Here is a 1,048-nt window from a genome sequence, read left to right on the forward strand (position 1 = left end):
CGCTCAGGATGGTCGAGCTGATCCGCAAGAAACTCGGCGACGATGCGATGATCCGTATCGATTCCAACCAGGCTTATTCACTCAGCACCGCGCGGCGGCTGGCGCGCCCGCTGGAAGAGTTGGGCGTGCGCAACTGGGAGGATCCGGTGGCGACCATCGAGGAGATGCGCGAATTGCGGCGCCATTGCTCGATCCCGTTCTCGACCCACAACATCGACATTGCGCGCGCCATGGAAACCAAGGTTCCGGACGCGTTCGTCGGCAACCCGACGACGCATGGCGGCATCGGCCGGCTACTGCGCTTCGTTGGCGCCTGCGAGCACGCCGGCATCGATTTCTGGTGCTACAGCGGCGACAGCGGCATCGGCAGTGCCGCCTATCTGCACCTGTGCGCGGCACTTGGCTGGATCAGGGAGCCGAACCAGTCGCTGTTTCGCATGCTGCCGATGGATGTCACCGAGGAAGGGCCGTTTTCGCCGAGAAACAATTTCGTGCGCGTTCCGGAAGGTCCTGGTCTCGGCGTCACCTTGTCGCGCGAAAACCTCGCTGCCTGTCACAGAGACTTTACCGAGAAAGGACCGTGCAACAAGTATCATGACCCGGCAAAGCCCGGAACCTATCGCCGTTTGCCGCTGAACTAGACGGCGGCAGCCGGCCAGACAGCGGCCAAGAGACGAGAAGCCAACCGCGCGACTTCGGTCAGGAAGGTTGGACAAGACGATGGAGCAGTGCAGCCAGGAAGCCGGCGCGTCCACGCCACGACTGGATGGACCGGACAAAACCGCATGCTAAGGTTTCGGTCGACAGACCTCTCTGGCGGCCGAAAAATGGAGCAATCCACGAAATTTCGTCAACCATAAGAAATAGGGGAAAGGGTAAAAACCCATGAGCAAGAACTTTGGCATTCTCGACCTGATCCGGCGCAATCGCACGCCGCTTGAAAATCACCTGATCGACGGCCTTGTCGACGGTCGTGTCAGCCGCCGCGACTTCGTCCGTCACGGCAGCCTGCTCGGCCTGTCGCTGCCGGTGCTGGGCCGTATCGGCA

General features: G+C 61.4%; 1 protein-coding gene. It reads left to right on the forward strand.

Annotated elements, in window-relative coordinates; translation table 11 throughout:
* Positions 1–641: mandelate racemase/muconate lactonizing enzyme family protein (locus tag EN893_RS35370; RefSeq protein WP_164901457.1), on the forward strand; the 641-nt coding region annotated here is incomplete at its 5' end.
* Between the last annotated feature and the right edge of the window lie 407 nt (positions 642–1,048).

This window comes from Mesorhizobium sp. M7A.F.Ca.CA.004.04.2.1, assembly GCF_004022825.1.
Classification (GTDB): domain Bacteria; phylum Pseudomonadota; class Alphaproteobacteria; order Rhizobiales; family Rhizobiaceae; genus Mesorhizobium.